7 protein-coding genes are annotated in these 8,947 nt (G+C 44.9%); 2 read left to right on the top strand and 5 right to left on the bottom strand.

The window, feature by feature from the left end; all coding sequences use genetic code 11:
• Nucleotides 1–622 precede the first annotated feature (622 nt).
• Nucleotides 623–1,036 carry a ribonuclease E inhibitor RraB gene (gene rraB, locus R7E51_RS23840; RefSeq protein ID WP_005381081.1) on the top strand — a complete coding sequence of 138 codons (414 nt, stop codon included), beginning with the start codon at nt 623–625 and terminating at the stop codon, nt 1,034–1,036.
• A gap of 154 nt (nt 1,037–1,190) precedes the next feature.
• Nucleotides 1,191–1,991: a glycosyl hydrolase 2 galactose-binding domain-containing protein gene (locus tag R7E51_RS23835; protein WP_206958304.1), complete on the top strand. Its 801-nt coding sequence runs from the start codon at nt 1,191–1,193 to the stop codon at nt 1,989–1,991.
• Nucleotides 1,992–2,010: 19 nt separating this feature from the next.
• Here R7E51_RS23835 and R7E51_RS23830 read toward each other — a convergent pair whose 3' ends face one another.
• From R7E51_RS23830 to pepA, 5 genes are all read right to left on the bottom strand, one after another.
• A complete protein-coding gene (locus R7E51_RS23830) occupies nt 2,011–2,916 on the bottom strand; it encodes a bifunctional helix-turn-helix transcriptional regulator/GNAT family N-acetyltransferase (RefSeq protein ID WP_151514335.1) in 906 nt (301 codons plus the stop codon).
• A 115-nt stretch (nt 2,917–3,031) separates the two neighbouring features.
• Entirely contained in the window at nt 3,032–3,436 is a 405-nt protein-coding gene (locus tag R7E51_RS23825; protein ID WP_005381078.1) for a DUF2061 domain-containing protein, read from the bottom strand.
• Nucleotides 3,437–3,638: 202 nt separating this feature from the next.
• Complete coding sequence (locus R7E51_RS23820) at nt 3,639–6,497, bottom strand: valine--tRNA ligase (protein WP_205391009.1); 2,859 nt, start codon at nt 6,495–6,497, stop codon at nt 3,639–3,641.
• A gap of 96 nt (nt 6,498–6,593) precedes the next feature.
• The gene (locus R7E51_RS23815) at nt 6,594–7,043 is read right to left on the bottom strand and encodes a DNA polymerase III subunit chi (protein WP_031777270.1); all 450 of its coding nucleotides are present in this window, start codon (nt 7,041–7,043) and stop codon (nt 6,594–6,596) included.
• Between the two features lie 115 nt (nt 7,044–7,158).
• Complete coding sequence (gene pepA, locus R7E51_RS23810; RefSeq protein ID WP_206958302.1) at nt 7,159–8,667, bottom strand: leucyl aminopeptidase; 1,509 nt, start codon at nt 8,665–8,667, stop codon at nt 7,159–7,161.
• Nucleotides 8,668–8,947: the final 280 nt, after the last annotated feature.

Here is an 8,947-nt window from a genome sequence, read left to right as displayed (position 1 = left end):
AAGTTGACCAACTTCTGATCCAACGTACAGCTTGCTCATTTTGTATCCTTACAAATTTTCCAGCCATTAGTTATGACAAGCTTCCTAGAAAGATGCAAGTTATCAAGCTTTGTTTATATTCTGGTGTTTCTGGTTTTGTGAGTTTTTTATTTTTATTTTGATTCTTATGAAATTCATTATTAGATATAAATGCTATTTTACTAAAATTAGAGTGCGTGCGTTTTTATTCTAATTTTCCCGTTGAGAAAGAATACACGCACAGTGCATAAAACGTGCATTTTTATTCTAAATTATGCATTATTAAAGTGAATTTATTCGTTATGCTTCTTCGTTTTACACGTGAGTGTATTCAAGAAAGCATCATAAACACGCATAGAAAGAGAAAATAACCACATTAAGTGTCAATTAGGATGTTCTGAATATTAAAAAATGCCATTCTTTGTTAATTTTTTGTTTCTTTGTGTGGTCGGTTTAATATTTAGATTCAAATAACCGATAAGAATCGCAGTGGTATGATGTTTGTTTGTGGCTTTTCATCGCAATCCATGCCATATTTCACCGGATCAGCATACTCAGTATCGGGTATTGTGTTTCCATCAAGTAACTAATCTGGAGCCAAAACATGTCTCACGAAGATGAATATCTATCAGTAGAAGAATTAATTGAGATTCAAAAGGAAGAGACTCGCGATATCATTGCAGCATTGCTAGAAGATGGCAGCGATCCAGATTCGCTATACGAAATTGAGCACCACCTGTTTGCAGAAGATTTTGACACGCTAGAAAAAGCGGTAGTTGAAGCATTCAAGATGGGCTTTGAAGTTCTTGAAGCAGAAGAAACTGAAGATGAAGATGGTAACAAGTTGCTTTGCTGTGATGCGACTATGGAGTCCGCACTAGACGCAGAAGCGATTGATGCGCAAGTTGAAAAATTGATTCACTTGGCAGAAAAATACGACATCATCTATGACGGTTGGGGTACGTACTACGAAGGCGAAGATGCGCTTTACCCTGAAGAAGATGAAGACGACGAGTAATCAAAGCTCACTACTTTTGGAAAAACCAGCGTTTAACGCTGGTTTTTTTATACCTTGAAAAACTGACGAATGTGGAGGCGATAAATAATTCACATTGAGTTTATAGGGGATTTCTCCCTATAATGCGTGAAAATTGATCTAGCTCAAGGTGTATATGCAACTCTCACTCGCCGGTTTATGGCAAGTCTCTCCACTGACGGACCTTTCTATCCCACAGGATGACATTACTTTCCCTGCTCCTTTGAGTCAGGTATTGCCAGCTGAACTGACAGAAGAAGCAATTCGTCAGCAAGAGTGGCACCTGATGCATGACATTGAAGTGGACGAATCCATGATGGCATTCCCAGTGGTAGAAATGGTGTTGGGTGGTGTGGATTACCATGCAGAAGTGCGTTTGAACGGAGTAGCATTGTTTGACTGTGACGGTTCTCAAAATGTCTACAAGAAAGACATTCGCCCGTTCATGCAGATGGGGCGCAACCGTTTTGAGATCCTATTCCTTGAGGAAGAAGAAGATCTTCTGTTGGATGAGGATAAACCGGAGTTGTGTTTACTTGCAGATCATGAATATAAAAAAAGTGATGAGCGCTTAGGGGTATGGCAAGAACCGTATCTGCAGTTCATTCGCAATGTGCGTTTAGACCGCGTGGCTACTGAACAGATTTGGCACCACGGTGGTGGTTGTGAGTTTAAGGTGGATTTGTACTACCAAACTTTTGCGCCGGGTTTAGTATCGGCATCGGTTAAGTTCAATGGCATGACTTACCATATTCCTATTGATGTCCGAGCGGAGCATGCGAGCGCTTTATTCCAGATCGAAGCGCCAAAGTATGCCGATCTTACTGATCCTGATCCAAGTGATCTCTACCAGTTGTCTGTTGAGTTGGATGGGCAGCACCAAAACTTCACTGTTGCCTTGAGCCAGGAGCTTTGTGTTACCCATGTTGTGCTTTAACGTCTAATAATATTATCTATTACAGCATCTTAAGCATTACGACTTCACATGCATCATGCCCTGTTTGTCCAAGCGGGGCATCGAGATGCTCAAAGCCTAGCTTTTCATACAAGCTTACCGCTTCTCTTAGACATTCTGTCGTTTCTAAATAACACTGCTGATACCCAAACTGTTTCGCCAGTTGTAAGCTCAATGCGACGATGCGTTTGGCTAAACCGTGCCCTCGTGTTTGAGGTAAGAAGTACATCTTTTGCAGCTCACACACATTTGGCTCGCCAGCTAAAGGGGCAAAGCCACCGCCCCCAACGATGTCTCCGCGATGTTCAATGACCCAGTAGGCGGCCCCGCATTGATTGTAAACCGAATACATATCATCAAGCGTTGGATCGGCCACACCATAACCTTTGTCTGCGGTTAAGCCGTATTCTGCAGAGACTTTACGAATCACATCTGCGACTTGCGGGTTGTCTGCTTTAGTAAGAGGTCGAAGAACGTATTCCTCAGACTGACACACTTTTGTTAGCCCTTTTAGGTAAGTCTCTAGACCAAGTTTGAGTTGCTCTTGCTCGCTGTCATCGAGTTGGGTAAGCAGTTGTTCAAAGAAGTGGTTTTGCTGTTGGTCCAGTTGCGATAACGCCTGTTGGCCTTGCTCTGTAATCGCTACGAGTTGACTACGTTTGTCTTTTGGGTTTTCGATGCTCTCGACCAAACCTAATTTAATCAAACCAGTAACGGTTCGGCTCGCGTTGGACTTGTCGACATTAAGCTGCTGTGCCAGCTGATTGATGGTCAATGGCTGCAATTGGATTTCACCCAATGCGTGCGCTTGCACTGGAGTGAGAGCGACATCGCCGCATTGTTTATCAAGCATACCAAGCAATCGGACGGCTTGACGGGAGTAGTGTCGAAGTTGACGAGCGTTCATTATCACTTACCTCTAAAAATAAAGTTGCGCACCGCAATTAAATTAATTGCGGTGCGCAACCTTGTCAATGGTAAATGTCATTTTTCTCGTTAGGAGACGTAGTGAGCCTCCATGTTTAAGCGTGGTGATGTAAACAAAACTGCGGTGCTGGAGCTTTTTCTGATGATTTACGCATCCATACTTTCTCGTGGAAGTAGTAAGCCACCGTGTTCAAACTCGGCTCTAGCATCGCCATTACGCCGCCGACAAATGCATCACCTGTTAGTAAGTAAACCACGGTAAAAGCGACGCTGAAGTGCACGGTCGCAAAGCTTGCGGTTTTTAATTTGGTCATCCACTGACGAGCTTTAAGTGCTGGGACTTTTGCCCATGCCTTTTCATGAAAGTAGAAGGCTACGGTGTTCACTGAAGGCTCAATCATGGCAATTAAACTACCAATTAGAATGTCGCCTGTGAGTACGTAAGCGACACTAAATGCGATAGTAAAATGCAGTGCTGCGAAAGTTAGTGTCTTTTTCATGATAATTACTCAATCGTGTTTGTTTCGATGAGTTCATTATCGATAATAATTCTCATTAATGCTAATGGGTAATGAGTATTGTTGTGATAGGGGGAAGCTATTGATGATGGTTTTGGTGAAATGTATACAAAAAAGGTTGGCCATGATGACCAACCTTTTGAACCAAAAGTGAGAAGTGTTAATTCTTCTCTTTCACTGAGGCTTAAAGCGCAGCGATCGTTGTCTTCTGCTCTTCTAGCTTAGCTAGTGTCTCTTTGTAGCCTTCAAGCTTCTCACGCTCTTTAGCAACAACTGCTTCAGGTGCTTTCGCTACGAAGCCTTCGTTACCTAGTTTGCCTTCGATACGCTTGATTTCGCCGTGAGTCTTCTTGATTTCGCCATCTAGACGAGCAAGCTCAGCATCTTTGTCGATCAGACCTGCCATTGGGATCATCAACTCAGACTTACCAACCAGTGCTGTCGCACATGCAGGAGTTTGTTCGCCAGTTTCAAGCACGCGTACTGCTTCTAGCTTCGCTAGTGACATCAGTACTTGCTTGCTTGCTTCTAGACGAGAGGCATCTTCTGCATTTGCTGCTTTCAGCATAACGTCAAGCGGCTTACCAGGGTTGATGTCGTATTCAGCACGTAGGTTACGGATGCTGGTAATGAACGCTTTCACCCATTCAATGTCGTCTAGCGCTTCTTGGTTGAAGTTTGCTTCGTCGAATTGAGGCAGTGCTTGCAGCATGATTGTCTCGCCTTCTACACCTTCAACTAATGGCTTGATGCTTTGCCAGATAGTTTCAGTGATGTAAGGAATCACTGGGTGAGCTAGACGTAGCGTCTTCTCAAGAACCGTGATGAGTGTACGGCGAGTACCACGCTGTTGCGCTTCAGTACCTTTCCATAGAACGGGTTTAGTTAGCTCTAGGTACCAGTCACAGAATTGGTTCCAGATGAATTCGTAAAGCGTGTTCGCAGCCATATCTAGACGGAAGTTGTCGATATGGTTGTTAAACGCTTTCGCTGCGAGTTCAAACTGAGACTCAATCCACTTGTCTGCTAGTGAATATTCAATCTCACCACCGTTGAAGCCACAATCTTGCTCTTCTGTGTTCATCATTACGTAACGGCTTGCGTTCCATAGTTTGTTACAGAAGTTACGGTAACCCTCAAGACGTTTCATATCCCAGTTGATATCACGACCTGTTGATGCCATTGCTGCAAGAGTGAAACGCAGTGCGTCTGTACCGTATGCTTCGATACCGTTTTCAAACGTCTTACGAGTGTTCTTCTCGATCTTCTTCGCTAGTTGAGGCTGCATCATGTTGCCACAACGCTTCTCTACGAGAGACTCTAGGTCGATACCATCAATCATGTCGATTGGGTCAAGTACGTTACCTTTCGACTTCGACATCTTGTCGCCGTTTTCGTCACGGATTAGACCAGTAACGTAAACCGTTTTAAATGGTACTTGTGGCTTGCCGTTTTCGTCTTTCACGAAGTGCATGGTCATCATGATCATGCGCGCAACCCAGAAGAAGATGATGTCGAAACCAGTTACTAGAACGTCTGAAGGGTGGAATACTTTCAGGTCGTCAGTTTGCTCTGGCCAACCTTGAGTACCGAACGTCCATAGTGCAGAAGAGAACCACGTATCCAGTACGTCTTCGTCTTGGTGCAGTTCAATGACTGACTCTAGGTTGTTGTTCTTACGAACTTCTTCTTCAGTGCGACCTACGTAAACATTACCTTGGTTGTCGTACCAAGCTGGGATACGGTGACCCCACCATAGCTGACGAGAGATACACCAGTCTTGAACGTCACGCATCCAAGAGAAGTACATGTTTTCGTATTGCTTAGGAACGAATTGGATGTCGCCGTTTTCTACTGCTTCAACCGCTGTTTTCGCTAGAGGTGCAGTACGTACGTACCATTGGTCAGTTAGCATTGGTTCGATAACCACGCCACCACGGTCGCCGTAAGGAACTTGTAGATCGTGATCTTTCACTTCTTCAAGTAGACCTAGCTCGTCGAATTCAGCAACGATAGCTTTACGAGCGGCAAAACGCTCCATACCGTGATATTTAGCTGGTAGCTCAGTGCTGTAAGCGTCGCTTGCTTCGCCGTTAGTGTTGAATACTTCTGCTGCGTCGCGGATGTTCGCGTCGAAAGTCAGAATGTTGATCATTGGTAGCTGGTGGCGCTTACCAACTTCGTAGTCGTTGAAGTCGTGCGCAGGTGTGATTTTCACACAGCCAGTACCTTTTTCCATATCTGCGTGCTCATCGCCCACGATTGGGATGCGACGATCAACGATAGGAAGGATGATTTCTTTACCGATAAGATCTTTGTAACGTGGATCTTCTGGGTTAACTGCAACACCCGTATCGCCTAGCATGGTCTCTGGACGAGTCGTTGCAACAACGATGTAGTCTTTGCCATCCGCTGTTTTAACGCCATCTGCTAGTGGGTAGCGGAAGTGCCACATGTGGCCTTTAGTGTCTTTGTTCTCTACTTCTAGATCTGAAATCGCTGTGTGTAGCTTTGGATCCCAGTTAACTAGACGCTTACCGCGGTAGATTAGATCGTCTTCGTATAGACGTACGAACACTTCTTGAACGGCGTTAGATAGACCATCGTCCATCGTAAAGCGCTCACGGTCCCAGTCTACTGATGCGCCAAGACGACGAAGCTGCTTAGTGATAGTGCCGCCAGATTCGCCTTTCCATTCCCAGATTTTGTCGATGAAAGCTTCACGACCGTAATCGTGTTTTGTTTTGCCTTCTTCTGCAGCGATCTTACGCTCAACAACCATCTGAGTTGCGATACCAGCGTGGTCAGTACCTACTTGCCAAAGGGTGTTTTTACCCTTCATACGTTCACAACGGATAAGCGTATCCATGATCGTATCTTGGAACGCGTGGCCCATGTGTAGGCTACCAGTGACGTTCGGTGGCGGGATCATGATGCTGTATGATTCTTTAGTAGTGTCACCGTGTGGCTTAAAGTAGCCTTTCTCTTCCCAAGTCTGATACAGAGCTTGTTCGATTGAAGTTGGGTTGTATGTCTTTTCCATAGCGCTCTTTTAATGGATACGTTGATGGTTGAATCTTAGTCAATCTTTATAAGTGAGGGATCTTAACAAGATCGCCTTAACTATAAGGATTGACCGTTAAGGATATTGAATTTCGATCGTTTGCAGCTGGTAACCTGCTTGACGGTAAATTTTATATCTTTCTCTTGCGAGTTGTTTAGCTTTTTCTTCGCAGGGCACGAAGTCTACCACTTGAGCAAACTTGTTCGCAAAGGTTGTCTCATTTTCCGCCAAATTAATTACCAGCTGACGGTTCCAATTAGGTTTTACACCTTCATGGCCGATTTCAATGTTGGTGGCGTATTTCGGTCCCTCGCCTACGAGGTTATGTGCCATGAACTTGTCTGCATCAACTTGCCAAAAGGCTTCAGCGAGCTGCTCGGCGTGTGGTTTGTCTTGGCAGTTTAAATACACTTTAGCGCCTTGGCGAGCAAAGTGCTGAGCCAAAAACACGATGTATTCTTCAAAGCCAGCCACCGTTGCTTGCGGGCTCTCTTCGTTAATGATGTAGAAGGTTGCAGTTTGCATCATTCTCTCACTTGCCTTGGGTCTCTTCCTAAGACCATCTTAAGTCCCACTTTCATTTTAGAAAATTAGGATAATAAAAAAGGGCCTTGCGGCCCTTTTAGATGTTGTTCAGAAATTACTCTTCTGTCTCTTGGCCGCTGCGGTTCAAAAGGAATTGGACAAGCATTGAGACAGGACGGCCCGTTGAGCCTTTCGCTGCGCCTGATTTCCACGCGGTACCTGCGATATCGACGTGTGCCCAGTTGTACTTCTTCGCGAACTTAGATAAGAAGCAACCCGCAGTAATTGTGCCACCAGGGCGACCACCAATGTTTGCCATATCCGCAAACGGGCTTTTCAACTGTTCGTGGTACTCGTCTGTCATTGGTAGACGCCATGCACGGTCACTCGCTTGCTCAGAAGCGTTTACTAGCTCATGAGAAAGAGGGTTGTGGTTAGAGATTACGCCGCTGATATGGTGGCCTAGTGCGATAACACAAGCACCAGTTAGCGTTGCAACGTCAACCACGCAGTCTGGTTCGAAACGCTCTACGTAAGTCAGTGCGTCACAAAGAACAAGACGGCCTTCAGCATCCGTGTTCAGAACTTCTACAGTTTGACCAGACATGGTCGTTAGGATGTCACCTGGACGGTAAGCGTTGCTGCCAGGCATGTTTTCACAACCCGCTAGAACACCAATAACGTTGATTGGTAGGTTTAGCTTCGCCAGCGCTTTCATTGTACCGAATACCGATGCCGCACCACACATGTCGTACTTCATCTCATCCATACCTTCGCCCGGCTTTAGAGAGATACCGCCTGAGTCGAAGGTTAGACCTTTACCTACGAGCACAATCGGTTTTGCATCTGAGTCAGGGTTACCTTTGTACTCGATGATAGACATCATAGATTCGTTTTTAGAACCACGGCCTACTGCTAGGTAAGAGGTCATACCCAGTTTTTCCATCTCTTGCTCACCAATGATTTTGGTGGTTACGGTTTCGTAATCGTCCGCTAGACGACGAGCTTGAGAAGCAAGGTAAGCTGGATTAGCTACGTTTGGCGGCATGTTGCCAAGGTCTTTTGAGGCTTTGACACCTGATGCGATAGCAAGACCATGAGTGATTGCTTTTTCACCCAAGTTCAATTCACGACGCGTTGGTACGTTGAAAACAAGCTTGCGCAGTGGGCGGCGAGTCTCAGGTTTCACGCTCTTGAATTGATTAAATGTGTATAGACCATCTTTAGTCGCTTCTACAGCCTGGCGCACTTTCCAGTATGTATCACGACCCTTAACATGCAGTTCAGTTAGGAAACATACCGCTTCCATTGAGCCTGTCTCGTTAAGTGTGCTGATCGTCTTTTGAATGATTTCCTTGTACTGGCGCTCGCCAAGTTCACGCTCTTTGCCGCAACCGACAAGTAAAACGCGCTCTGACAAAACACCTGGTACTTGATGCAGTAGCAGCATCTGACCAGGTTTACCCTCTAGATCACCACGGCGAAGTAGTGAACTGATGTAACCGTCACTGATTTTATCAAGTTGTTCGGCTACTGGAGAAAGGCGACGTGGTTCAAACACACCAACAACGATACATGCGCTACGTTGTTTCTCTGGACTGCCACTTTTTACACTGAACTCCATGCGTACTCCTACATCCTGAAGACAAATTGCTCTAAATGTTAGATAATGATCGCTTACTTGTTGAATTTTAGCTCCAGGCTTACATGCAGAGCTGATTAAGCGACTAACATCTAGTTTATAATTTTTAAAAAAATAAATGGTTCAACGGGAAACTATAGTGATTCGACCAAAAAAACAAGTTTTGTATAGGTAATTTCAGCGTGATTATTGTTAGATATTTGATCCGCGAAACACTCAAGAGCCAATTTGCGATTTTTTTCGTACTTTTTTTGGTGTTTGT

It is taken from the genome of Vibrio sp. Vb1166 (assembly GCF_033338695.1).
GTDB lineage: Bacteria > Pseudomonadota > Gammaproteobacteria > Enterobacterales > Vibrionaceae > Vibrio > Vibrio alginolyticus.
The sequence above is the reverse complement of the archived record's forward strand: the minus strand, read 5'-3'. Positions and strand labels throughout refer to the sequence as shown.

Bases quoted from the DNA above. Each gene is read 5' to 3' on its own strand.
- R7E51_RS23830 (WP_151514335.1), bottom strand. From the start codon at position 2,916: ATGAACGCTCGTCAACTTCGACACTACTCCCGTCAAGCCGTCCGATTG.
- R7E51_RS23835 (WP_206958304.1), top strand. From the start codon at position 1,191: ATGCAACTCTCACTCGCCGGTTTATGGCAAGTCTCTCCACTGACGGAC.
- R7E51_RS23820 (WP_205391009.1), bottom strand. From the start codon at position 6,497: ATGGAAAAGACATACAACCCAACTTCAATCGAACAAGCTCTGTATCAG.
- pepA (WP_206958302.1), bottom strand. From the start codon at position 8,667: ATGGAGTTCAGTGTAAAAAGTGGCAGTCCAGAGAAACAACGTAGCGCA.
- R7E51_RS23825 (WP_005381078.1), bottom strand. From the start codon at position 3,436: ATGAAAAAGACACTAACTTTCGCAGCACTGCATTTTACTATCGCATTT.
- R7E51_RS23815 (WP_031777270.1), bottom strand. From the start codon at position 7,043: ATGCAAACTGCAACCTTCTACATCATTAACGAAGAGAGCCCGCAAGCA.
- rraB (WP_005381081.1), top strand. From the start codon at position 623: ATGTCTCACGAAGATGAATATCTATCAGTAGAAGAATTAATTGAGATT.